The organism is Virgibacillus dakarensis, from assembly GCF_900155625.1.
GTDB classification, from domain to species: domain Bacteria; phylum Bacillota; class Bacilli; order Bacillales; family Amphibacillaceae; genus Lentibacillus_C; species Lentibacillus_C populi.
Window position 1 is genome coordinate 898,746 of sequence record NZ_LT732553.1, and the last position, 23,731, is coordinate 922,476.

22 protein-coding genes are annotated in these 23,731 nt (G+C 39.5%); 15 read left to right on the plus strand and 7 right to left on the minus strand.

All coding sequences use genetic code 11. The annotated features are described in order from the left end of the window. The first annotated feature begins 151 nt into the window (after nucleotides 1-151). Nucleotides 152-817 carry a potassium channel family protein gene (locus CZ382_RS04495; RefSeq protein WP_088050021.1) on the plus strand — a complete coding sequence of 222 codons (666 nt, stop codon included), beginning with the start codon at nucleotides 152-154 and terminating at the stop codon, nucleotides 815-817. Nucleotides 818-903: 86 nt separating this feature from the next. Then, complete coding sequence (locus CZ382_RS04500) at nucleotides 904-2,625, plus strand: pyruvate oxidase (RefSeq protein ID WP_088050022.1); 1,722 nt, start codon at nucleotides 904-906, stop codon at nucleotides 2,623-2,625. A 155-nt stretch (nucleotides 2,626-2,780) separates the two neighbouring features. Here the strand turns inward: CZ382_RS04500 and rnjA are convergent, their stop codons facing one another. Both rnjA and CZ382_RS04510 read right to left on the minus strand, forming a co-directional pair. Beyond that, nucleotides 2,781-4,448 carry a ribonuclease J1 gene (gene rnjA / locus CZ382_RS04505; RefSeq protein ID WP_088050023.1) on the minus strand — a complete coding sequence of 556 codons (1,668 nt, stop codon included), beginning with the start codon at nucleotides 4,446-4,448 and terminating at the stop codon, nucleotides 2,781-2,783. A 4-nt stretch (nucleotides 4,449-4,452) separates the two neighbouring features. Next, nucleotides 4,453-4,662: a DNA-dependent RNA polymerase subunit epsilon gene (locus CZ382_RS04510; protein WP_088050024.1), complete on the minus strand. Its 210-nt coding sequence runs from the start codon at nucleotides 4,660-4,662 to the stop codon at nucleotides 4,453-4,455. A 625-nt stretch (nucleotides 4,663-5,287) separates the two neighbouring features. Here CZ382_RS04510 and CZ382_RS04515 point away from each other — a divergent pair. Continuing rightward, entirely contained in the window at nucleotides 5,288-6,061 is a 774-nt protein-coding gene (locus CZ382_RS04515) for a Cof-type HAD-IIB family hydrolase (protein ID WP_088050025.1), read from the plus strand. Between the two features lie 52 nt (nucleotides 6,062-6,113). On the opposite strand, the gene def is transcribed toward CZ382_RS04515, so the two are convergent. Further along, on the minus strand, nucleotides 6,114-6,665 hold the full coding sequence (gene def / locus CZ382_RS04520) for a peptide deformylase (protein ID WP_088050026.1): 552 nt from the start codon (nucleotides 6,663-6,665) through the stop codon (nucleotides 6,114-6,116). 232 nt (nucleotides 6,666-6,897) lie between these two features. Here def and CZ382_RS04525 point away from each other — a divergent pair, with 232 nt between their 5' ends. The 5 genes from CZ382_RS04525 to lpdA all read left to right on the plus strand — a co-directional run bounded on the left by CZ382_RS04525 (nucleotide 6,898) and on the right by lpdA (nucleotide 12,763). Beyond that, complete coding sequence (locus CZ382_RS04525) at nucleotides 6,898-7,602, plus strand: YkyA family protein (protein WP_230856049.1); 705 nt, start codon at nucleotides 6,898-6,900, stop codon at nucleotides 7,600-7,602. A 402-nt stretch (nucleotides 7,603-8,004) separates the two neighbouring features. Then, nucleotides 8,005-9,048, plus strand: coding sequence for a pyruvate dehydrogenase (acetyl-transferring) E1 component subunit alpha (gene pdhA, locus CZ382_RS04530; RefSeq protein ID WP_200809517.1), 1,044 nt, complete (start codon nucleotides 8,005-8,007; stop codon nucleotides 9,046-9,048). A 3-nt stretch (nucleotides 9,049-9,051) separates the two neighbouring features. Beyond that, nucleotides 9,052-10,029, plus strand: coding sequence for an alpha-ketoacid dehydrogenase subunit beta (locus tag CZ382_RS04535; protein ID WP_088050028.1), 978 nt, complete (start codon nucleotides 9,052-9,054; stop codon nucleotides 10,027-10,029). Nucleotides 10,030-10,053: 24 nt separating this feature from the next. Next, the gene (locus CZ382_RS04540; RefSeq protein WP_088050029.1) at nucleotides 10,054-11,352 is read left to right on the plus strand and encodes a dihydrolipoamide acetyltransferase family protein; all 1,299 of its coding nucleotides are present in this window, start codon (nucleotides 10,054-10,056) and stop codon (nucleotides 11,350-11,352) included. Between the two features lie 4 nt (nucleotides 11,353-11,356). Beyond that, complete coding sequence (gene lpdA, locus CZ382_RS04545) at nucleotides 11,357-12,763, plus strand: dihydrolipoyl dehydrogenase (RefSeq protein WP_088050030.1); 1,407 nt, start codon at nucleotides 11,357-11,359, stop codon at nucleotides 12,761-12,763. Nucleotides 12,764-13,470: 707 nt separating this feature from the next. On the opposite strand, the gene CZ382_RS04550 is transcribed toward lpdA, so the two are convergent. After that, entirely contained in the window at nucleotides 13,471-14,994 is a 1,524-nt protein-coding gene (locus tag CZ382_RS04550) for a glycine betaine uptake BCCT transporter (RefSeq protein WP_088050031.1), read from the minus strand. 287 nt (nucleotides 14,995-15,281) lie between these two features. Here CZ382_RS04550 and CZ382_RS04555 point away from each other — a divergent pair, with 287 nt between their 5' ends. The 5 genes from CZ382_RS04555 (at nucleotide 15,282) to CZ382_RS04575 (ending at nucleotide 19,945) form a co-directional block, all read left to right on the plus strand. Next, nucleotides 15,282-16,133: a polysaccharide deacetylase family protein gene (locus tag CZ382_RS04555; RefSeq protein ID WP_088050976.1), complete on the plus strand. Its 852-nt coding sequence runs from the start codon at nucleotides 15,282-15,284 to the stop codon at nucleotides 16,131-16,133. A 134-nt stretch (nucleotides 16,134-16,267) separates the two neighbouring features. Further along, on the plus strand, nucleotides 16,268-17,671 hold the full coding sequence (locus CZ382_RS04560; RefSeq protein WP_230856030.1) for an IS4 family transposase: 1,404 nt from the start codon (nucleotides 16,268-16,270) through the stop codon (nucleotides 17,669-17,671). Nucleotides 17,672-17,883: 212 nt separating this feature from the next. Then, nucleotides 17,884-17,988 carry a GapA-binding peptide SR1P gene (locus CZ382_RS04565; protein ID WP_088050033.1) on the plus strand — a complete coding sequence of 35 codons (105 nt, stop codon included), beginning with the start codon at nucleotides 17,884-17,886 and terminating at the stop codon, nucleotides 17,986-17,988. A 702-nt stretch (nucleotides 17,989-18,690) separates the two neighbouring features. Next, a complete protein-coding gene (locus CZ382_RS04570) occupies nucleotides 18,691-19,647 on the plus strand; it encodes an NAD(P)H-dependent flavin oxidoreductase (RefSeq protein WP_088050034.1) in 957 nt (318 codons plus the stop codon). Between the two features lie 19 nt (nucleotides 19,648-19,666). Beyond that, the gene (locus CZ382_RS04575; RefSeq protein ID WP_088050035.1) at nucleotides 19,667-19,945 is read left to right on the plus strand and encodes a UPF0223 family protein; all 279 of its coding nucleotides are present in this window, start codon (nucleotides 19,667-19,669) and stop codon (nucleotides 19,943-19,945) included. 16 nt (nucleotides 19,946-19,961) lie between these two features. Here CZ382_RS04575 and CZ382_RS04580 read toward each other — a convergent pair whose 3' ends face one another. Next, nucleotides 19,962-20,582, minus strand: coding sequence for a DUF1054 domain-containing protein (locus CZ382_RS04580; RefSeq protein WP_088050036.1), 621 nt, complete (start codon nucleotides 20,580-20,582; stop codon nucleotides 19,962-19,964). A 210-nt stretch (nucleotides 20,583-20,792) separates the two neighbouring features. Here CZ382_RS04580 and CZ382_RS04585 point away from each other — a divergent pair, with 210 nt between their 5' ends. Both CZ382_RS04585 and CZ382_RS04590 read left to right on the plus strand, forming a co-directional pair. After that, entirely contained in the window at nucleotides 20,793-20,984 is a 192-nt protein-coding gene (locus tag CZ382_RS04585; protein WP_088050037.1) for a hypothetical protein, read from the plus strand. Nucleotides 20,985-21,137: 153 nt separating this feature from the next. Beyond that, on the plus strand, nucleotides 21,138-21,947 hold the full coding sequence (locus tag CZ382_RS04590) for an inositol monophosphatase family protein (protein WP_088050038.1): 810 nt from the start codon (nucleotides 21,138-21,140) through the stop codon (nucleotides 21,945-21,947). Between the two features lie 6 nt (nucleotides 21,948-21,953). On the opposite strand, the gene CZ382_RS04595 is transcribed toward CZ382_RS04590, so the two are convergent. After that, complete coding sequence (locus tag CZ382_RS04595; RefSeq protein WP_088050039.1) at nucleotides 21,954-22,133, minus strand: DUF5325 family protein; 180 nt, start codon at nucleotides 22,131-22,133, stop codon at nucleotides 21,954-21,956. A 200-nt stretch (nucleotides 22,134-22,333) separates the two neighbouring features. Then, a complete protein-coding gene (locus tag CZ382_RS04600; protein WP_088050040.1) occupies nucleotides 22,334-23,569 on the minus strand; it encodes an IS110 family RNA-guided transposase in 1,236 nt (411 codons plus the stop codon). Nucleotides 23,570-23,731 lie beyond the last annotated feature (162 nt).

Here is a 23,731-nt window from a genome sequence, read left to right on the forward strand (position 1 = left end):
AAGAATACAGTCTCTTTCATACGTGGGGAGGCTGTTTTTATACGCAATATTTCCGCGTAGCAAATATATTAAAGAGAAAAATAATCGTAATCAAACCGAATATACTGTATGATGATTAAAAAGACGTATTTTGGATGATGGAGGATATATTATGAAACGTGATTTCGCAGTAATTGGTCTTGGGCGGTTTGGAGGCAGTATTTGCCGTGAACTAAGCATGGAAGGTATGGAAGTATTGGCAATTGATATTGACGAGGACAAAGTAAATGAATTTAAAAATATTGCCTCCCATGCTGTTATTGCTGATTCTACTGATGAGGCTACATTAAAGGATTTAGGGATAAAAAATATCGACCATGTCATTGTAGCAATTGGTGATAATATCCAAGCGAGTATTTTAACAACCGTTGTACTCACGGATTTTAATATAAAGAAAATTACAGTTAAGGCCCAAAATGATTATCATGAAAAGATACTAAATAAAATTGGTGCGGATCAGGTTGTTCACCCCGAACGGGATATGGGGAAACGGATTGCCCATAATATTATTTCGAACAATATTCTGGATTATTTGGAGCTGTCGGACGATCATAGTATTGTCGAAGTAAAGGTCGGGGCAAAAATGCTTGGTAAATCACTGATTGACTTGGATATCCGGGCAAATTACGGCTGTAATGTTGTGGCAATTAAGCAAGGAAAGGATATTAATGTTTCCCCAAGTGCTGAGGATAAGCTAAAGGAAGATGATATTTTGATTGTTATCGGAGCGGATAAAGATATTTCCCGCTTTGAAAAACACCTGGTAGTAGATGAATGAACCTGTATCATGACAGATACAGGTTTTTTTAATGGAATAGCAGGTTATATATTAAAGAGACATTTTTTTTGGAAAGGGTGCATGGGATGTTTGAAAAACGAACTGGAGAAATCATAACCGAGTTACTGATACAATGGAAAATTAACCATATTTATGGAATGCCTGGTGATTCGATTAATGAATTGGTCGATGATTTACGGAAAAAGCAAGCGGAGATCAACTTTATCCAGATTCGACATGAAGAAGCAGGGGCACTTGCTGCAAGCGCCTATGCCAAGTTAACCGGAAAGCTTGGGGTTTGTTTATCGATTGCCGGACCGGGTGCCATTCATCTATTAAATGGACTATATGACGCAAAACAGGATGGAGCACCGGTGCTTGCACTGGTAGGACAAGTGTCAAGTACAAAAGTAGGTACAAATGCGTTTCAGGAAATCAATCTGGCTCGCATGTTTGAGGATGTCGCCGTTTTTAATGAACAGGTAGTGTCAGCCGAACAATTACCTGACTTGCTAAATATGGCCATTCGAACTGCCTACGCGAAAAGTGGTGTAGCAGTGCTGATCGTTCCAGATGATTTATTCGCTGTTAAACAAAAAAATGATAAGCCTATGACGGCTCCTGCATTTGTTAAACCGACAATAACACCGGATCAAGGAGCAATGGAAAATGCGGTTCATCTCATCAATCACGCGGAAAAACCAGTGATCCTGGCGGGTAGAGGGGCAAGCGATGCCCGGCGTGAGCTGATTCAATTCGCACAAACCATACAGGCACCGATCGTCTTAAGCCTGCTGGGAAAAGGAACGATACCTGATTATCACGAGCTTAATCTTGGACAGCACGGACAAATCGGGACAAAGCCAGCTTACGAGGCAATAATGGATACGGATTTGCTGCTGTTGATCGGAACATCATTCCCATACCGTGAATTTTTACCTAAAAAGACAAAAGCCATTCAAATTGAATTAAAACCGGCGAAAATAGGCAACATTTATCCGATTTCGGAAGGTCTTTGTGGTGACGTGAAACAAGTATTACCAGCCCTAACATCAATGGTTACAGAACGGGAGGACAGTGATTTTCTCAAGAAATACCAGGAAAAAATGAAAAACTGGCACATTCATGTCCAACAGGAGAAAAGAGTGGAAAAAAATCCGCTTCACGCTCCACAAGTCATGTATGCCCTCGAGCAGGTTACGGATAAGGATGCTGTTATTTCCTGCGATGTGGGGAATGTTACGGTATGGACAACCCGCTTTTTCCCGTTTACCCAGCAAAAGTTTGTTGTTTCGGGAAGGCTCGCAACGATGGGATCCGGTCTTCCCGGGGCTATTGCCGCACAAATTGCCTATCCGGACAAACAAGTTGTTGGGATTTGCGGGGATGGCGGTCTTACCATGGTTATGCAAGATTTTGTTACAGCCGTAAAATATGATTTGCCTATTAAAATCGTTGTATTAAACAATAGCAAAATCGGGATGATTAAATATGAACAGCAGGAGCTCGGAAATCTCAATTATGAAACCGAATTAGCTGAAATAGACTTTGCAGCATTTGCAAAAAGCTGTGGTGGTGTTGGTTATCGTATTGAAAAGCAGGAAGAGATGGCCGATATGATGAAACAAGCTTTCCTTTCGAATAAACCAGCGATTATTGATGTCGTAATTGATGATCAGGCGCCACTGCCAGGAAAAATAACATATGACCAGGCGGTAAACTATGGGGAGTATTTAATAAAAGAATTTTTCACAAATGGTAAGATTGAGTTTCCTGATGTTGAAAAATCCATTGCAAGGCTACTGTAGTGAAAAAGATCACTCATCATGGTAATGAGTGCTCAAACACGTTCAGATAACGAAAAAAGGGTACTCATCATGGTAATGAGTGCCCAAACTCATTCAGATAACGAAAAAAGGACTGACTTTCATGTCAGTCCTTTGCTTTGACTCTGACCTCTGACTCACACTTCCATTATTATCGGCAGTATCATTGGTCTGCGTTTTGTTTTGTCATAAAGAAACGGTGCGATGCAATCGGTTATTTCATTTTTAATTTCCGACCATTGTGTTGTTCGACGCTCCATCACTTTTGCCAGATGAGCAGAAACAAGCTTTTGCGCCTCATTAATCAGGTCTTCAGATTCTCTCATGTAAACAAAACCACGCGAAATAATGTCTGGCCCCGATGCAATTTTGAATTCTTTCATATTGATACTTACGACAACAATGACAAGTCCCTCTTCAGATAGAATACGGCGGTCACGTAATACGATGTTGCCAATATCACCAATTCCGCTGCCATCAACATATATGGAACCAGAAGGGATTTTACCGGCAATCATTGCATTGTCGTTTCCTAATGCAAGAACATCACCATTATCCATCAGGAAAGTATAAGCTGGGTCAATACCACACGCTATAGCAAGTTTGGCATGTTCTTTCTGCATACGAAACTCGCCATGGATTGGCATGAAATATTTCGGTTTAATCAGGCGGAGCATTAGTTTTTGCTCTTCCCGACTTCCGTGGCCTGATGTATGGATATTCGTAAGCTTACCGTGAATAACATCGGCACCAGCTCGATATAACTTATTAATCGTTCGACTTACACTAATTGTATTCCCAGGGATTGGGGATGACGAAAATACAACTGTGTCGCCAGGTATGATTTGGATCTGTCTGTGTGTACCATTGGCAATTCGTGACAATGCGGCCATCGCCTCGCCTTGTGAACCGGTGCATAGAATTGTTACTTCATTTGCCGGAAGACGGTTAAGTTGATTGGCATCAATGAATGTATCCTTCGGTGCACTAATGTAGCCTAATTCTTGTCCGATAGTGATGGAAGATTCCATACTGCGACCGAAAACAGCTATTTTTCGATTATGCTTCACGGCAGCTTCAACTACTTGTTGGAGGCGGTAAATATTGGATGCAAATGTAGCAAAAATTAACCGGCCTTCCGTTTTACCAAAGATATCATGGATGGTCTCACCAACAACCCGTTCAGACATTGTAAATCCAGGAACTTCGCTATTTGTACTATCGGAAAGCAAGCAAAGAACGCCTTCTTCTCCAATTTCAGCCATTTTGGTTAAATTGGCTGGTTCGCCAACTGGTGTAAAATCAAATTTAAAGTCACCTGTATGAACAATATTGCCTGGAGGTGTTTTTATTACAATACCATAAGAATCAGGAATGCTATGCGTTGTCCGGAAAAATGCTACAGATGTTTTGCGGAATTTAATGACATCATCTTCTCCGATAACGTTTAATTTGGCATTCCTTAATAGACCATGCTCGTCTAATTTGTTTCTGATTAAACCGATCGCAAGTTTACCAGCGTAAATTGGCACATTTATCTCACGTAAAAGGAAAGGAATGCCTCCAATATGATCTTCATGTCCGTGAGTTATAACTAATCCTTTAATTTTGTCCTGATTTTGGACTAGGTAGGTGTAGTCAGGAATAACATAATCGATACCAAGTAATTCATCTTCAGGAAACTTGATCCCGGCATCAATTAAGATAATTTCGTCCTGGAATTGCACTCCATACGTGTTTTTCCCGATTTCGCCCAGTCCGCCTAATGCAAAAACCGCTGTTTGATCATTTTTTACGAATTTCATATGTTTATGCGGTCTCCAATACAAAATTTCCGGATTGTTTTTCATATTCTAAATGTGCATCATCTAATTTTTGGATAAACTCAATATTTAATTTGCGATCAACGAGTTTATTGCGTACTTCCCGTTCTGTTTCAGCCTCGATAAATAGACTTTTTGTGCGTTCCCGTACAGGAATTTCACTTTGATCTTCCTGGTAAAAAACTTTAAAAATCATTACATCTCTCCTAACTTTTTCCGTTGTCTTTGTTTGTTGAAATAATTAATAAGGCGGACAATAGGATGAACAGCTGGCTATTAAAGGAATGTTCAAAAGCGTGGCATCCTTCTTTTTGAACACACACGAAATGAAATAATAGCAAGCAAGTGTTAAACCGATTGTCTGCATTTGTTGTTAAAATTCCGCAGCATGGTGATTCCATTTATGGTATTTCCCAGATTTTCAATTCAATATTAACTTCCAATTTGAAGTTTCAGATTATGGTTTTGATTGGTTCCATCATTGGTAGTCTTTTTCACAAGTAGTTGGTACACGTCCTCGGCCTAAAAAATCCTTCCAGCGTTTTTTGAGCTTTTCTTTTAGGCGTTTCAACATGATGAGTTGCATCTCCTTTCAGATAGTTAAGAAAAGCAAAAACATTCTACCGATCCAATCCCTCTTATTTATAGTATAGTATTGTTCGGGCAATAATGAAATAAAAATACTATATTTGTGCGAAAAAAGTTTTTTCATACTATAATATAAGTTTGAATTACTGTATGTTCTTTATCCTATTTTTTGCCTGAACGTGATTTATTATGCAAGCCATATTATAGATAATACAGAAAAGGGAGTATGGAAAATGAGTAAAAAAATGGTTTTTTTTGATATTGATGGGACGCTGCTTAATCATGAGAAGAAGGTTCCAGCCAGCACGAAAGAAGCTATCCGGCAATTAAAGGAGAATGGCGTTTATGTAGCAATTGCAACAGGACGAGCGCCATTTATGTTTGAAGCTATCCGAAAGCAGCTGGAGATTGAATCATTTGTCAGCTATAATGGTCAATATGTCGTCTTTGAAGGGGAGACCGTTTATCAGAGTCCCTTGAGTGCACAAGGATTAAGCCGGCTATTTAACCATTCCTTGTCGTGCAATTATCCGATGGTTTTTATGGGGAACAAGGAAATGCGTGCATCGACAGAAGGGAGTACCTATATAAAAGAAAGCTTGAACAGTTTGAAATTTGCTTATCCGGAAATTGATGATGAATATTATAAACATCACACGATTTATCAGGCTCTGTTATTTTGTGGGAAGGGCGAAGAGGAGGCGATGAAAGATGAATATGATGAATTCCGCTTCATTCGCTGGCATGATTTTTCTTGTGATGTATTGCCGGAAGGTGGTTCGAAAGCAATTGGTATCCGGCAGCTGATTAGTGCGTGTGGCTTGGACATAGATGAGACGTATGCATTTGGGGATGGATTAAATGATATGGAGATGCTAACTGAAATTGGTACGGGTATTGCAATGGGAAATGCTGTTCCGGAATTAAAGCAAGTTGCGGACCATGTAACAGATGCAGTTGACAGAGATGGTATTATGAAGGGGTTAAAGCGATATAAGTTAATATAAAAAACAACCAGCTGTGTTCCTCGCAGCTGGTTGTTTATGGTGTTTACAGTGTTTACTCAATCGGTTTGGCGTTTTCCGGAATGGCATAAGGGTTATCTTTATTAATATGGTCATAGAACATGATGCCGTTTAGATGATCAATCTCATGCTGGAAAACGATGGCCGCATAATCCCGTAATCGCAGTTTTAATTCATTACCTTCCAAATCAGTTGCCTTCAGGGTGATACGAGCATACCTTGGGACATAACCTTCCACATTCCGATCAACGGAAAGACATCCTTCCCCGCTGGTCAAATACGCTTTTTCAACGGAATGACTGACAATCCGCGGGTTAAACAGTCCATGCGTATACCATTTGCCTTTCAGATCCTGAAAATGAATGGCGATCATTCGTTTATTAAGACCGAGCTGTGGAGCTGCTAAGCCTACCCCCGGACGCAAATTATATTTATCACAAATTTTTTCATCCTGACTATTTTTTAGAAATTCAAGCATATCTTCCAGTAGTTTATGCTCTTGTTCGCTCGCAGGAAGGTTAACTTCTTCCGATACTTCTCTTAACGCCGGATGTCCTTCCCTTACAATATCCTTCATCGTTAGCATTCGTATTACACTCCTCATCTGTAAAATCCCCATTATTTAATTCATTAAAAGCGGAACTAAACATCCGTTACGATTGAATTCATTTTCCTATTTTAACATAATTGGCAGTATTAGTTCATAAATTTACCTATAGTACAAGCTATTTTCTGACATATAAAATTCTTGTGTTATACTATTTATGAATGGAAGTATTACTACATAACCAGCCGCTTATTAAGGAGGAAACACTCACGTGTCATTGAAAAAAACGATGATTATGTTCTCATTATCAGTTATTGCCGTTTTATCAGCATGCAACGGAGCGTCAACGGAGGAAAAAATTTATGATCATCTGGAGGAAGCAGTAACTTTGGAAGCTGCTTTTGAAGAACAGCAGAAGCCAATTGTTGATTTGGAAAAAAAGGAACAGGAGCTATACGCACAAATTATTGATTTGGGAATGGATGATTTTGATAAAATAAAAGACCTTTCCCAGCAGGCTATTGAAACAATTGAGAAACGCTCAGATAAGATAGGGAAAGAAAAAGAAAGTATTGAAGCATCTAAAGATGAATTTGTTAAAATGGAGGACCTGGTTGATAAGCTTGAAGATAAAAAGGTAAAGGATAAGGCAAAAGAAATGTATGATGCCATGATGAAACGGTATAAAGCTTATGACAGCCTGAACAAAGCTTATAGAAACTCGCTAAAATTGGAAAAAGAACTTTATACGATGTTGCAAAAAGAAGATGTAGAACAAGAAACTTTAACCGATCATATTTCCAAAATTAATGACAGCTATCAGAACGTATTAGAAGCAAATAAAAAGTTTAACACGTGTACAACAACGTACAATGCGTTAAAAAAGGAATTTTATCAAGCGGCAGAAATAGAAGTCGAATATGACAATGATACGTCTGCTGACAAAAAAGATACAAAGGATGATAAAAAGGACTGAGCTCAGGTGGCCAGTCCTTTTTATATTTCACTATAACACAATAATACAGTTTTAAAGCAAAACTATAACAGTTTATGCATCAGTATTCTGTCCTGAATGAAAGAATGATAAATAAAATACAGAAATAAAAACAAAGTAATTGACCAAAATGGTGCAAATGAGCTAAACTCGAACTAGATAAATTATTGTACCAATTATTTTTGCTTTATTAATGTAACAGTTTTTGAGAAAGGGAAGGGCAAGATTAATAAAAATCAATTACGGGTACAAGAATAAAAGCAGATCGGTACAGATTTTTTCAAGTTTTGGGAAGGCTAGAAAGGAAAATATTAAACGGAAATAGAAAGGAAGAGGTGAACTATTTTGAAACACGTACTTGAAAGTGTTGAAAGTCAGTTCGAAATGTTCCAGATTCTTGATGAAAATGGGAAAGTTGTAAATAAAGATGCAATGCCTGATCTTTCGGATGATAATTTAAAAGAACTAATGCGCAGAATGGTTTATACCCGCATTTTGGATCAGCGTTCAATGGCATTGAATCGTCAAGGACGCTTAGGTTTCTATGCGCCAACAGCAGGACAAGAAGCATCACAGCTGGGAAGTCACTTCGCTTTGGAAACAGAAGACTTTGTACTGCCTGGATATCGCGACGTACCACAGCTAATTTGGCATGGACTCCCACTTTACCAGGCATTCTTATTCTCCAAGGGACATTTCCATGGAAACCAAATGCCAGAAGGGGTCAATGCCTTAAGCCCACAAATTATTATTGGTGCTCAGTATACCCAGACGGCAGGTGTTGCACTTGGCATGAAAAAACGCGGCAAGAAATCAGTTGCGATAACGTATACAGGTGACGGTGGCACATCACAGGGAGATTTTTACGAAGGAATCAACTTTGCAGGTGCATTTGGTGCTCCGGCAATTTTCGTAGTACAAAATAACTATTTCGCAATTTCTGTACCAGTGGAAAAACAAACAAAGGCAAAAACACTTGCACAAAAAGCGGTAGCTGCAGGTATTGAAGGTATTCAAGTTGATGGCATGGACGTGCTTGCTGTATATGCAGCAACAAAAAATGCCCGTGAACGAGCAATAAATGGCGAGGGGCCAACATTGATTGAGACGCTGACCTACCGTTATGGACCACACACGACAGCAGGTGATGACCCGACGCGTTATCGTACGGAGGAGCTCGATAATGAGTGGGAAAAGAAAGATCCGCTCGTACGCTTCCGCAAATTTTTGGAAGGCAAAAACTTATGGTCTGAAGAAGAGGAAAATAAAGTCATTGAAGAGGCGAAAGATGATATTAAACAGGCAATTAAAAAAGCGGATGGCTATCCAAAACAAAAAGTAACAGAGCTTATTTCCCATATGTTTGAAGAACTTCCAATGAATCTTGAGGAACAAATGGAAGAATATAAAGAGAAGGAGTCGAAGTAAATCATGGCACAAATGACTATGATTCAAGCAATCACCGACGCACTGCGTACAGAACTGAAAAATGACGAAAATGTACTGGTATTTGGTGAAGATGTCGGTCAAAATGGTGGCGTGTTCCGTGCTACAGAAGGATTGCAAAAGGAATTTGGCGAAGATCGTGTATTTGATACACCACTCGCAGAATCGGCAATTGGCGGCCTTTCTATTGGTCTGGCTTTACAAGGGTTCCGCCCTGTGCCGGAAATTCAATTCTTCGGCTTCGTATATGAGGCAATGGATTCGATTAACGGGCAAATGGCACGGATTCGTTATCGCTCGGGAGATACCCGTCATGCGCCAATTACAATTCGTTCCCCATTTGGCGGTGGCGTGCACACACCGGAATTGCATGCGGATTCACTTGAAGGGCTAATTGCCCAACAACCGGGTATTAAAGTTGTCATTCCGTCTACACCAAAAGATGCTAAAGGGTTATTAATTTCCGCTATTCGTGACAATGACCCGGTAATGTTTTTAGAGCATATGAAACTTTACCGATCATTCCGTGATGAAGTACCTGAAGAAGAATATACAATTGAACTAGGTAAGGCAGATGTAAAACGGGAAGGCAAGGATGTTACGATTATTTCCTATGGTGCAATGGTTCATTCCGCACTTAAAGCTGCAGAAGATCTGGAAAAAAACAATGTTGAGGCAGAGGTTATTGATCTGCGCACCGTTTCACCTATCGATATCGATACAATACTGGAATCGGTACAAAAAACAAATCGTGTTGTGTTCGTTCAGGAAGCACAACGTCAAGCGGGTGTTGCTGCACATGTTATTTCGGAAATTCAAGAACGGGCAATTCTGCATTTGGAAGCACCGATTTTGCGTGTGACAGCACCAGACACTGTTTATTCATTTTCACAGGCTGAGGAAGTATGGCTGCCAAATCATAAAGACATCGTAGAGAAAGTTAACGAGGTAATCAATTTTTAATTAATGGATGGGAGGTCGTAACAAATGGCATATGAATTTAAATTGCCTGACATTGGTGAAGGGATCCATGAAGGCGAAATTGCCAAATGGTTCGTGAAAGATGGTGACGAAGTAAAAGAAGATGACGTACTTTGTGAAGTACAAAACGATAAGGCTGTTGTCGAAATTCCGTCTCCGGTAGATGGAACAGTAAAAAAGGTTCATGTTGGTGAAGGCGAGGTTGCCGTTGTAGGAGATACGATTATTACGTTTGACGCGGAAGGCTATGAGGATGAAGAAAGCAGTTCCGACAACAATGATAATCAGGAAGAAGCAAAACATGAGGAAAAAGCTGAACCGGCGAAGGAAGAGAAGAAACAAGAAAAGAATAAAGCACAAGAAGACGATACAGCAGATACTAAACGAGTTATCGCGATGCCATCTGTTCGAAAATACGCACGTGATCATGAGGTGAACATTCAAAAAGTAACAGGTTCAGGTAAAAATGGACGGGTGCTAAAAGATGATGTTGACCATTACTTAAGCGGTGATCAGCAACAAGCTGATACGGGAGAAGAACAAACAGATAAACAAGAGAGCAAAACTCAAGCACCAAAAGAAACTGCAGCACCAAAAGCTGAATATCCGGAAACACGTGAAAAAATGAGTGGAATCCGCAAATCAATCGCTAAGGCAATGGTTAATTCGAAAACAAAAGCTCCTCATGTTACATTAATGGACGATATTGACGTTACCGAACTAGTAGCACACCGCAAGAAATTTAAAGCCGTTGCCGCTGAGCAGGATATTAAATTAACCTACTTGCCATATGTTGCAAAAGCGCTTGTATCGGCATTGAAAAACTATCCAATATTGAATGCATCTGTCGACGATGATACGGATGAAATCATTTACAAACATTATTACAATATAGGTATTGCTGCTGATACTGAAAAAGGTCTGCTCGTACCGGTTGTAAAAGATGCTGATCGAAAATCTATTTTTGCTATATCACAGGAGATTAATGAATTGGCAGACAAAGCTAGAAGTGGTAAACTAGCACCGGATGAAATGAAAGGTGCATCAAGTACAATTACAAATATTGGTTCTGCGGGTGGTCAGTGGTTCACACCAGTATTAAACTATCCGGAAGCAGCAATATTAGGAATTGGCCGTATCGCTGAACAAGCCGTAGTACGTGATGGAGAGGTCGTTGTTGCACCAGTACTGGCGTTATCATTAAGCTTTGATCATCGTATCGTTGATGGTGCAACCGCACAATTGGCACTAAATCAAATTAAACGATTACTGCATGATCCACAATTAATCATGATGGAGGCGTAAAACGATGGTAGTAGGAGATTTTCCGGTAGAGGTTGACACATTGGTAGTTGGAGCCGGACCTGGTGGCTATGTAGCTGCCATCCGGGCTGCTCAACTCGGTCAAAAGGTAACAATTGCTGATAAAGGTAATTTGGGCGGCGTTTGCTTAAATGTTGGATGTATCCCGTCTAAAGCATTAATTCAAGCAGGTCATTTAACCGAAAAAGCACATGGCAATGAAGAATTGGGGATTAAAACAGAGAATGTTTCAGTCGATTTTTCCAAGGTACAGGAATGGAAAGGAAAAGTAGTAAACAAACTCACTTCCGGTGTAGAAGGATTGTTGAAGGGAAATAAAGTGGACATCGTGAAAGGCGAGGTTTATTTTGTTGATCAGAACACGGCAAAAATCATGGATGAAAAGCAATCACAAACATACAAATTTAATAATTGTATTATTGCTACTGGTTCTGCTCCAATCGAAATTCCTAGCTTTAAGTTTTCCGATCGTGTACTTGATTCAACCGGGGCATTGAACCTTAAGGAGATTCCGAAAAAAATGGTCGTCATTGGCGGCGGTTATATCGGAACAGAATTAGGTTCAGCCTATGCAAACTTCGGTACAGAAGTAACGGTCTTGGAAGGTGCTAAAGACATTCTTGGCGGGTTCGAAAAACAAATGACCCAGGTCGTTAAAAAACGCCTTAAAAAGAAACCCGTGACCATTATTACAGAAGCAATGGCTAAAGGGGTAGAAGAGTCAAAAGACGGTGTTAAAGTAACATATGAAGCTAAAGGCAAGGAAGAAACAATTGAAGCGGATTACGTACTAGTTACCGTTGGCCGTCGTCCAAACACGCAAGAAATTGGTCTGGAGCAGCTTGGCATTGAAGTTGATGACAAAGGACTTATTAAGATTGATAAACAATGCCGTACAAATGTACCGAACATTTATGCGATCGGCGACATCGTTCCAGGAATGCCGCTTGCTCACAAAGCATCCTATGAAGGAAAGGTTGCAGCGGAAGCGATCAGTGGTGAAAAGGCAGAAATTGATTACATTGGTATGCCGGCAGTCGTATTCTCGGATCCGGAATTGGCAACTGTTGGGTTGACGGAAAAAGCAGCCAAAGAAGCGGGCTATAAAGCAAAAGCAGCAAAATTCCCATTTGCGGCTAATGGCCGTGCATTGTCGCTTAATGATAGTGATGGATTCCTAAAACTGATTACAAGGGAAGAAGATGGACTTGTAATTGGAGCACAAATTGCTGGACCAAACGCTAGTGACATGATTGCCGAAATTGGCTTGGCGATCGAGGCAGGAATGACAGCAGAGGATATTGCGCTTACTGTTCATGCACATCCAAGCTTAGGTGAAATCACCATGGAAGCAGCAGAAAAAGCATTAGGAATGCCAATTCATACAATGTAAATTTGAATAGGGAAAAGGGAGCTGTTTTAAATACAGCTCTCTTTTTGGCAGATAAGAAACCAACATGGCTCCGCATTCGCGCAGCCACCATCTATGATGAAAAAGAATTTCTAGCCTGGATAGGAGGTATATCACATTCATTTATTGCCAATACAGTTTAATAACAATACAACAAGGCCGAAAATACTCTGGTGGATCCTGAAAGGGGGTACCCTGTATAAGAAACGGGTTGTGACAGTATAGAAGTACCATCTATTGTGACTAGAACACGTATACAAAAGTTTTTCAATAATACTACTGTCATTTGTATTGTTATATTGGTAATGTGGTCATCCTCCATTAACTATAATATAAAGGAGACCCTAACCAAAATTGCTAAATTTGTTCAAAGAAAGGACATAGTATTTTATCTTTAGATCACAAATAAAGCCCGTAGATAATTTAACCCCTTCAAAAAATTGAATGATGAAGGGTCTAGCTTTGTATTGGCTTTTCTCGATAAGTGTTTTCATACAAAAGTATAAACTTTCTTATCCTGCATAAGTGCAACTAAGGCATTCGCCCAAAGGCTTGGCGAATGCCAAGTTTTCTAATGTTTAATGGTGTTCATAGTACATAATTATTCGGTTCCTGTTAGATCAGTCATATCAAAAAAATATAACCTGTAAAAAGCCGTACCATCATATTGGATAGTACGGCTTAAACTTTTACGTCTTTTTACGTTTCAATTCATATTGCCTTGCTTCTTCTTTAAACGATTTTATTAGGGAGAATACCACCAATATCATAATGATGGCAAATGGAAAGGCGACAATGATGGATGCCGTCTGTAACGCCTGTAAACCGCCCTGCCATAACAAAATTGCAGCCGCTCCGGATTGAATCAGCCCCCAGACAAGCTTCACGACATTTGGCGGATACAAACTTCCTCCAGTTGTTTGCATACCTAATACAAAGGTTGCTGAATCGGCAGATGTAATAAAAAAGGTACATATTAACAAAATGGCAATGGCGGATATAAAGGTTCCTAGCGGGAAATGATCCAATACAGCAAATAACGCAACTTCTTCACCAATATCGTTAATAAAATGAGAGATATTTACACCTTTGAAAAACTCAAAATTAAGTGCGGATCCTCCCAGTACGGAAAACCATAATGCACCGAAAATAGTCGGCACAAGTAACACACCTGATACGAATTCCCGTATGGTTCTCCCTCTTGAAACACGCGCAATAAATGTTCCTACGAATGGTGCCCAAGCAATCCACCATGCCCAATAAAAAAATGTCCATTGTTTAGCCCAGCCATTTTCCGGATTAAATGGCGTCATCCGGAAGCTCATTTCAGGCAGATTTTGAATGTATGCACCAAAAGAATTTGTAAATAAATTCATAATAAACTTCGTTGGCCCTGCAAATAGCATAAACAACATCAGTGCAATTGCCAGAATAATATTGGCATTACTCAAGTATTTAATCCCTTTATTCAGCCCGGTCATGGCCGAAATTAAGTAAAGGATTGTCACTAATATGATAATGACAAATTGCAATATTATCGTTTGGTCAAAGCCAAAAACAAAAGATAGACCGCCGCTGATTTGAATTGCGCCAAATCCGAGTGAGGTCGCAACCCCAAACACAGTGGCAAATACAACAATAATATCAATTACTGTTCCAAGCGGTCCCTTTACCCTATCACCGAAAATCGGCTGTAAAACGGCACTAATAACCCCTGGTGCCTGTTTACGGAATTTAAAATAAGCGAGTGCCAGAGCGAGTGTAGCATATACAGCCCATGGATGCAGTCCCCAATGAAATAAACTGTATTGCATGGCGGTTTTTGCGGTTTCCGCGGTTCCTGGTTCGCCGTACGGAGGTTCGTGAAAGTGGGAGATCGGTTCAGCGGCTCCCCAGAACACTAAACCGATTCCCATACCCGCACTAAAAAGCATGGCAAACCATGTTATATACGAATATTCGGGTTTATCTCCGGGTCTACCAAGTTTTATGTTTCCATATTTTGAAAAAATGAGATAAAGCGCGAATACTACAAACCCCGTCATACTTAATAAATAAAACCAGCCAAATTTATCGACTAAAAAAGTTTGAATGATAGTCGTTACATGATCAAGGTTCCCATTAGGCAAAACATCTTTGGGGATGATTCCCCATATGATAAAGAGAATAGCAACAACTGCAGAAATATAAAAGACGCGTGTAACTTTATTCATTATCACAATTCCTTTCTAATCTATGTAATGTTGATAAAAATTTTGCACATTTATGTATTTAAACATATTCTCGTTATCATCTCAAATAATCTGATGTTCTTATGCTCTTACTATTTACAAAAAAGAGGATATGATTCCTTAAATACGAGTGGGTGGATTCTAAATTATATACCCTATAACATTTCAGCATAAACCAAAAATATCTACTTTTTAACTATATACAAGCCCTTATTTGCTTCGATACAATGATAATGAGGAAAATTTTGCAGCAAAGGGATGGACAAACGATGAAAAAAATAATACTGATTTCTTTATTTATATTGGGTGTATTGTTGGCAGCATGCAGTAACCAGACAGTAAATCAGCAGACAGAGGATGGTAACGCTGCGGACAGTCAGACAAATGAAAAAGCAGCAAGCAACGAGCAAAAGAAAGATAATGAAAACAAAGACAAGCAGGATAAGAACGATAAGAGGGGGGAAGAAAAAAAGAAAGCAGAAACGCTGGAACCAAAATATAAAGTATCCGATGTTTTCTCGATCGTTCCCATTGATCAAAATACGAATGAAAAAGTAGTGTTGTTAACATTTGACGATGCGCCTGATGAGCATGCATTAGAAATGGCTAAAACATTAAAGAGTCTGGATGCAGGTGCAATCTTCTTTGTAAACGGTCATTTTCTTGAATCTCCCGAAAAAAAAGAAATGCTAAAGGAAATTCACGATATGGGGTTTATGATCGGCAACCATACATACAGCCATGCTTATTTGCCAGATTTACCGGAACAAGAGCAAAGAGCAGAGATTGTTCGTGTTAGCGACATGGTCGAAAAAATTACCGGTGAGAAGCCTGAATTTTTTCGGGCGCCGAATGGAGCAAATACGGATTATACAAAGAAGATTGCCGAAGAACAAGGCATGATCCTGATGAATTGGTCGTACGGTTATGATTGGAATAAAGAATACATGTCCAAAGAGGCGCTTACAGATATCATGCTTAACACGGACTTATTAGCAAATGGTGTTAATTTATTAATGCATGACCGGGAGTGGACAGCTGCTGCACTAAAGGACATCGTTACAGGTTTACGTGATAAAGGATATGAAATGGTCGATCCGAAGTTGATTAAAACTAGATAACTCAAGTTTCGGAGTAAAAAAATCCGTTCAAACCCATATCAAATCAGGGTTTACTATCAAAAACAAATCAAAAAAATACAAAAAACACCCTATTCTTTGGTAAAATATAGGTAACGACACCAACCAAAGAAAGGATGTTTTCCTTGTCTACTATTTTACCAAATTCTAATGAAAATGAAAAATCAAATTCACGTATGCTGCGTTTTTTCACCCAAGCAAAAATTGGAACTTTCCTGCATCAGTCCAATATTCATAAGGAAAAGGGAGTTTCTGCTCGTATTATTGTTCAATTCATTTTTGCACTCGTTCTTCATGGCATGGGCTTTTCCCGGGCACTCGAATCCGAACGAATTCCAAAGCATTTTCAAAAGGATACTGTATACGACCTTTTGAAAAACCCTACGTATAACTGGCGTAAGTTTCTTGCATGTGTTGGATCATACCTCGTTATAAAGTACATTCTCCCATTAACGTCCAAGGACCGGGATCGTGTGCTGATCTTTGATGATTCTCTATTTAGTCGCAATCGGAGTAAGGTCGTTGAATTGCTTGCACGTGTTAAAGATCACACAACCGGGAGATATTTCAAAGGCTTCCGTATGCTTACACTCGGTTGGTCTGATGGAGCTACGTTTATGCCACTTGCTTTTTCGCTTTTAAGCTCCAAAAATGTTGCCTCTCGTTATCGAGAGATGGACTCGAAAATAGACAAGCGAACAGTCGGTTATCATAGACGCCAAGAGGCAACACAAAAGAGCACCGAAACAATGTTCAATCTTTTGGACTCCATTCATCCAAAAAAGCTTGGCGCGAAAACCGTTCTTTTTGATAGCTGGTTTGCTTATCCGGCAATCATATCGAAAATCGTGAAAAACTACCCTCTCCATGTTGTTTGTATGATTAAACGTTCTCCAAAGATTCACTATACATATGAAGGAGAGTCTTACACATTGAACCAACTTTACAAAAAGGTTCGCAAAAAGCGTGGTCGCGCCAAAATTCTTGCAAGCATCGTAGTTGGACTTGGTCACGATGACGAAAATGGCAATGAAATTCAGGCGCGGATTGTTTTCGTACGTGATCGAAACCGTTCCAAAAAGTGGCTTGCACTTTTAACAACCAACCTCGCCCATACGGAAGAAGATGCCATCCGAATTTATGGAAAGCGCTGGGAAATTGAGTGCTTTTTCAAGGTGGTCAAATCTCATTTGCGACTGGCCAAGGAGTTTCAATGTCAAAGCTACGATTCCATGACTGCACATACAACGATTGTCTTTCTGCGTTACATGATGTTGTCATTGAGCGCCCGTGAGGAAGAAGATCCCAAAACTCTTGGACAGCTGTTCTATATGTGCTGTGATGAGCTTGATGATCTTCGCTTTGCCGAAGCATTAATGACCATACTGGAAGTATTAGGATCCATGCTTGCGGAAGAATGTCTTCTAACGGATGAACAAATTAATGAATTTCTGGATCGCTTTTTTAACAAATTACCTGGATTCTTACGTAACCCGTTACTTAATCCAGGTGCAGCATGATATAAAATCACCTCTGTTCTATTTATACCATAGGTTGAGGTTTATTTATCATGTCCGATACTTGAGTAGATAATGATAAAATGATTCGTAAAGAAAACCAATAACCTATAACCTAAAATAAATATGTTATACTAATTACAGCTTGAAATCCTGATTGTGACATACTATAATGAAAATAAGATATTACAATTATGGAAAAGGAGCTGGGCCAGATGGGCACGATCATATGTCAGGACTGTCAGCAGGTTATTGAACATTTTGATGATGAAAAAGTAACAACCCTTTATGGAACATGTCCTAATTGTAACGAAAAATAATAATGCAGATAGTAAGAGCTGTCAGGGGTGAATGACAGCTCTTTTTGCTTGGCAGATAAGAAACCAACATGGCTCCGCATTCGCGCAGCCACCATCTATGATGAAAAAGAATTTCTAGCCTGGATAGGAGGTATATCACATTCATTTATTGCCAATACAGTTTAATAACAATACAACAAGGCCGAAAATACTCTGGTGGATCCTGAAAGGGGATACCCTGTATAAGAAACGGGTTGTGACAGTATAGAAGTACCATCTATTGTGACTAGAACACGTATACAAAAGTTTTTCAATAATACTACTGTCATTTGTATTGTTATATTGGTAATGTGGTCATCCTCCATTAACTATAATATAAAGGAGACCCTAACCAAAATTGCTAAATTTGTTCAAAGAAAGGACATAGTATTTTATCTTTAGATCACAAATAAAGCCCGTAGATAATTTAACCCCTTCAAAAAATTGAATGATGAAGGGTCTAGCTTTGTATTGGCTTTTCTCGATAAGTGTTTTCATACAAAAGTATTAACTTTCTTATCCTGCATAAGTGCAACTAAGTCATTCGCCCAAAGGCTTGGCGAATGCCAAGTTTTCTAAGAAAGCATTATGATGTTCCTTTACCTATTACTGTAGTATGTTGTATTAGCCAGAAGCAATCGGACATGATAGGCTAAGATTAATAATCATTTAAGGGGATTTTTTATGAAATGGGCGACGAAAATAACAGAATTACTCCACATTGATTATCCGATTATTCAGGGCGGTTTGGCATATCTTGCTTATGCTGATTTAGCCGCAGCCGTATCAAACGCTGGCGGATTAGGGCAGATTACAGCCATGAGTTTAGGGAGCCCAGATGAACTACAGAAAGAAATACGTCGGGTAAAAACGCTAACAGATAAACCATTTGGCGTAAATTTTGCGATTGGCCAGCATGGACGGCCATTTGAGCATATGGTCCAGATGGCAATAGACGAAAAAGTACCAGTTATTTCAGTTACTGGAGGGAATCCAAAGGGCGTACTCGACATGGTTAATCCACATCCAATTAAAAAACTTGTGTTAGTAGCCGCAAGAAGACAGGCGGAGAAGGCAGAAGAATTAGGTGCTGACGCAGTTATGGTGGTTGGTCAGGAAGGTGGCGGGCATCTCGGACGCGGGGATGTCGGGACACTTGTATTGACCCCACAAGTAGTTGATCACGTTTCTATTCCTGTTATTGCATCAGGTGGAATTGGTGATGGCCGGGGGCTGATGGCTGCGCTTGCACTCGGCGCTGAGGGAATTGAAATGGGTACGCGATTTATTGCGACAAAGGAATGTGTTGATGCGCATCCTGCATACAAGCAAGCATTACTTGACGCTGATGAAAACGCCACAACAGTGATTAAGCAAACATTAGGAGCGCCAGCAAGGGCATTAAGAAATGAGTGGACAGACCGTATACTTGAAATGGAACAAAAGCAAGCTACATATGAGGAGATGAAGGATTTCATTAGCGGGCAAGCAAATAAACGATATATTTATGATGGTGAAGCAGCGGCTGGTTTTGGCTGGGCAGGACAAATTGCTGCCAGGATTCATACAGTTCCAGCTGTAAGTGAACTGATAACTGATTTAATAAAAGAAGCAGCGGATATTCGCAATAAATGGAAGTAACCAACAGGAGGAAAACACCTTGAATTATCATTATCCGATTGATGAAACATGGTCGAAAGAAGAAATTGTTGATGTCGTAAATTTTTTTACGATGATAGAGAGGGCATACGAAAAAAATGCAAAAAGTAATGACATTATGCTTGCTTACAAACGATTCAAGCAGATTGTCCCATCGAAAAGTGAAGAGAAGAAGCTGTTTTCCGATTTCGAAAAAGCTTCCGGTTATTCAAGCTATCATGTTGTTAAGCAGGCGAAAGAAAATGATAGACTAATCAGAATGAAAAAGAGCAGCTCCTAAATGAGCCGCTCTTTTATCATTTTTCAAGAGACATTTGATAAATCGGGATCAACTTATCATAGATAGATTTTACTTCATTTAAAAATTTACTGCCGTCTGTCAAAATTGGATCACTTGCTTCAAATTGTTTTCCGATTAATAACTCGGAGCTTTTGACATTTTTAAAGCGGTCTAAAACGTCCTTTATGGCTACATCTTTAATTTGCTCATTGGACTTCTTCATATGATCCAGCGAGAGGTCATAATCTTGTGGCAGTATTTGTTCAAGCTGATCCAGGTGTTGCAGAAATACTTCAGCCATTTCGTTTTTGTTCGGTAGTTCATAAATATATGCCAGCCATACGAAAACGCGATCGTCCCACAATCCGACCTGGAAATGCGGATGTTTTTTATAGCCCCGTTTATTATTTGCGATGGCAAGCCACGTATCCTTTGGTGGGTTGACGGATCTTCTTGCATGCTTGGCGATATGCAAAAACATTTCATTCCCTAATTTCGATTGCAAATGATCGACTAATTCGCTACCGATTTCCTGGAATTTTGGCTGAATCCGGTTTTGAATAGCCTCCATCCTTTCCTCTAACCCGTCAATTGAAAATGTAGCAAAGTCCTGTGCAGTAAAGCCGTTAAACGTCATGATGCATCATCCTTTCTTTATGTAACCTACATTGGATTTATTAAGATTATAATAATTATTAAGTATAGATGAAATACAGTCAAGTTAAACCGTTTAAAAAGGAATGGAAGTGGGTATTGATAATAAAGAATATAGATAATTGGAAAATGTTGAACGAAATTGCTGTTTTATCATATATATAATAAAAGCCATCTGAAAGGATGTAGGGACATGAAGTATGTAATGGAAGCATTAAGGCGAAAAGAAGCTCAGGAAAAACTTCCTGTCATTCGCATGGAAATCGATTATGAGCTTGTTACACTTCACGATGCGTTGAAAGCCAATGATACTGTTCAAATCATAAAGACAAAAGAGCGATTAGAACAACTGCGAAAACAATTACTTGAGATTGAAAATGAATAACAGCTGTAAGGTATAGTTGACCGCCTATGTTTTACATTCTTTACATAGCGGTCATTTTTGTCTGTTTTTTGGTTCCTTGGGATGTTCGTTTTTAATGACTATGGGTTATGGGTTTGATAGTATAGTAATAATCAGAGCATTGGAGGAGTACATATGAATGTGGAAACACGTGAAGAAATCTACAATCAGGCAAGAGCCTGGGTGCTTCAAGCTGGTACGATAATTAGGGAAAAAATTAATGATCCATTAACAGTGGAGACAAAATCAAACCCGAATGATCTCGTAACACATATGGATAAAGAAACGGAGCAGTTTTTTGCATCGTTAATAAAAGAAACATATCCAGATCATTCATTATTGAGTGAAGAGGGTTTTGGTGACGATCTCCAGTCTTTGGTCGACACTGTCTGGATAGTTGATCCAATTGACGGAACGATGAATTTTGTCCATCAAAAACGTAATTTTGCTATTTCAATTGGTATTTATCATGATGGCATTGGGGAAATCGGTCTTATTTATAATGTGATGGATGATATTCTGTATAGTGCAAAACGCGGTGAAGGGGCATATAAGAATGATGACAGGTTAGCCCATTTACGGGAAAATGTGCAACTGCATGAAGCAATATTGAGCTTGAATCACTTTTGGCTTTGTGAAAACCGCTTAGTTGACGAAACAAGAATGCAGCATCTGGTTAAGACAGTCCGGGGAACGAGAACTTATGGATCCGCTGCATTGGAGTTTGCTTATGTGGCGGAAGGGATCCTGGACGGCTATTTAACGTTAAGTCTTGCTCCGTGGGATGTGGCGGCAGGAATTGTGATCGTGAATGAAGTTGGCGGGGTAACCACAACTATTTCCGGAGAACCAGTTGACATGCTGGGACGTAATTCCGTATTTACCGGCAATCCAGCTATACGAAAGCCTGTTATCAAAGATTTCATTGAAAAAGGAAAGAAGTGACTTGCATTATTGCGAGCCACTTCTTTTTCGTTTAATAGTTAATCCTAATCCCATTGTGGCAAAGCCAAGCAGGATAAACAAGAGAACGAACCAGATATTGTGATAGGAAATTGCGACACCAACAGCTAGAAACATGGCAATTACCAGTGTGGCCAACAATAACATAGGGAGGTTAATATTCTTCATTTTTTCACTCCTAAATTTTAGAAAACTTGGCATTCGCCAAGTCTTTGGGCGAACGCCTTAGTTGCACTTATGCAGGATAAGAAAGTTTATACTTTTGTATGAAAACAATTTTCCAAAGAAGACAACACCTAACTAGGCCCTTTCGTTACTCATTTTTTTGGAGGGCTTTATTTATTTTTTTATTAACTGTATGATGCCATTTAAGCCGTTTTTTGATCAGAGGGTGAAATATTATATCCCTTCCTTTTTAGGTATTCAATCATTTTTAATTCCTTATTTTTTTGTTCCTTCTTCATATAATTTGCACCTAGTTCTTGATATGGTTCTCCTGTTTTTAGTATATTGAATGCAATGGTTAAAATTAAATGAGCTGAAGCTATCGTTCCTTTTTTCTTGCCTTGTCGCTTGGTAATCCGTTTTCGGTGTGCATTTATTCGATTGTTTTGTCCTGAAGTTCCTAGTACACATTCTACTGCCATTGTTTTTAATGCTTTATTACCTTTTGTTGTTTTACTGGAGTTTTTTTTTCCAGCACTTTCGTTATTTCCCGGACTTACACCAACCCATGATGCCATACGCTTAGAAGAATTCTTAAAGACAGACATATCAACCCCCAGTTCTGCAACGAAAACAGCTGCTGCATCCTTGTTTACACCAGGAATGGTATCCAGTAATTCAACCTCTTTGCGATAAGGAGTTAAGCATTGGTCAATTTGTTCTTCCAGTTCCTCTATTACTTGTTCTATATAAATCATGTGTTCCCAATGATAGCGCAACATATCGCGATGGTGACGACGTATCCGCCCGTTGACGGTTTCTGCTATTTCAGACAGGCTCGCCTTTACACGCCAATGCACCATCTTCTGAAGGTCCTTCTCTTCTATTTTTTCACCATTAATGATGGCTTCTAAAATTTGACGTCCAGATTGGCCAAAAATGTTGGATAGCACAGAAGTAAGTTTGATATTCGCATCTTGGAGAATTTTGTGGATGCGGTTTTGTTCGGCTGTACGATTATGAACCAACTTTTTTCGATACCGTGTTAGATCCCGCAAATCACGAATATCCTCTGGCGGTACAAAACTGCCTTCAATAAGCCCACACCGTAATAATTGGGCAAGCCATTCGGCATCTTTGAAATCTGTTTTCCTGCCCGGGACGTTTTTTACATGTTTGGCATTGGCAAGCACTAGTTGAAAATTACTTTCTAGAACATTCCACACCGGCTTCCAGTAAACACCGGTACTTTCCATCACAACGTCCGTTACCTGCATGGATGTCAGCCAATCGTTTAGTTCTAATAAGCCTTTCGTTGTAGTTCGAAAAGTTTCAATGGACTTTTTTGGCTTTTTATCCAATGGACCGAATAAGACACAAGCGACTACTGTTTCTTGATGCACGTCTAGACCCGCACATCTTTCAATCATTGCTTCCATAGGAGACTCACCTCATCATTAAATTAACAATACAAATGACAGTAATTTTCTTGTAAAACTTTTGTATACGTGCTCGAGGCACAATAGATGGTGCTTCCGTACTGCCACAGCCCGTTTCTTACACAGGGTATCCCCTTTAAGGATCCACCAAAGTATTTTCGA

What these genes read in the sequence shown, in the direction of transcription:
- CZ382_RS04495 (WP_088050021.1), top strand. Translation starts at nt 152, where the DNA reads ATGAAACGTGATTTCGCAGTAATTGGTCTTGGGCGGTTTGGAGGCAGT.
- CZ382_RS04500 (WP_088050022.1), top strand. Translation starts at nt 904, where the DNA reads ATGTTTGAAAAACGAACTGGAGAAATCATAACCGAGTTACTGATACAA.
- rnjA (WP_088050023.1), bottom strand. Translation starts at nt 4,448, where the DNA reads ATGAAATTCGTAAAAAATGATCAAACAGCGGTTTTTGCATTAGGCGGA.
- CZ382_RS04510 (WP_088050024.1), bottom strand. Translation starts at nt 4,662, where the DNA reads ATGATTTTTAAAGTTTTTTACCAGGAAGATCAAAGTGAAATTCCTGTA.
- CZ382_RS04515 (WP_088050025.1), top strand. Translation starts at nt 5,288, where the DNA reads ATGAGTAAAAAAATGGTTTTTTTTGATATTGATGGGACGCTGCTTAAT.
- def (WP_088050026.1), bottom strand. Translation starts at nt 6,665, where the DNA reads ATGCTAACGATGAAGGATATTGTAAGGGAAGGACATCCGGCGTTAAGA.
- pdhA (WP_200809517.1), top strand. Translation starts at nt 8,005, where the DNA reads ATGTTCCAGATTCTTGATGAAAATGGGAAAGTTGTAAATAAAGATGCA.
- CZ382_RS04535 (WP_088050028.1), top strand. Translation starts at nt 9,052, where the DNA reads ATGGCACAAATGACTATGATTCAAGCAATCACCGACGCACTGCGTACA.
- CZ382_RS04540 (WP_088050029.1), top strand. Translation starts at nt 10,054, where the DNA reads ATGGCATATGAATTTAAATTGCCTGACATTGGTGAAGGGATCCATGAA.
- lpdA (WP_088050030.1), top strand. Translation starts at nt 11,357, where the DNA reads ATGGTAGTAGGAGATTTTCCGGTAGAGGTTGACACATTGGTAGTTGGA.
- CZ382_RS04550 (WP_088050031.1), bottom strand. Translation starts at nt 14,994, where the DNA reads ATGAATAAAGTTACACGCGTCTTTTATATTTCTGCAGTTGTTGCTATT.
- CZ382_RS04555 (WP_088050976.1), top strand. Translation starts at nt 15,282, where the DNA reads ATGAAAAAAATAATACTGATTTCTTTATTTATATTGGGTGTATTGTTG.
- CZ382_RS04560 (WP_230856030.1), top strand. Translation starts at nt 16,268, where the DNA reads ATGTTTTCCTTGTCTACTATTTTACCAAATTCTAATGAAAATGAAAAA.
- CZ382_RS04565 (WP_088050033.1), top strand. Translation starts at nt 17,884, where the DNA reads ATGGGCACGATCATATGTCAGGACTGTCAGCAGGTTATTGAACATTTT.
- CZ382_RS04570 (WP_088050034.1), top strand. Translation starts at nt 18,691, where the DNA reads ATGAAATGGGCGACGAAAATAACAGAATTACTCCACATTGATTATCCG.
- CZ382_RS04580 (WP_088050036.1), bottom strand. Translation starts at nt 20,582, where the DNA reads ATGACGTTTAACGGCTTTACTGCACAGGACTTTGCTACATTTTCAATT.
- CZ382_RS04585 (WP_088050037.1), top strand. Translation starts at nt 20,793, where the DNA reads ATGAAGTATGTAATGGAAGCATTAAGGCGAAAAGAAGCTCAGGAAAAA.
- CZ382_RS04590 (WP_088050038.1), top strand. Translation starts at nt 21,138, where the DNA reads ATGAATGTGGAAACACGTGAAGAAATCTACAATCAGGCAAGAGCCTGG.
- CZ382_RS04595 (WP_088050039.1), bottom strand. Translation starts at nt 22,133, where the DNA reads ATGAAGAATATTAACCTCCCTATGTTATTGTTGGCCACACTGGTAATT.
- CZ382_RS04600 (WP_088050040.1), bottom strand. Translation starts at nt 23,569, where the DNA reads ATGGAAGCAATGATTGAAAGATGTGCGGGTCTAGACGTGCATCAAGAA.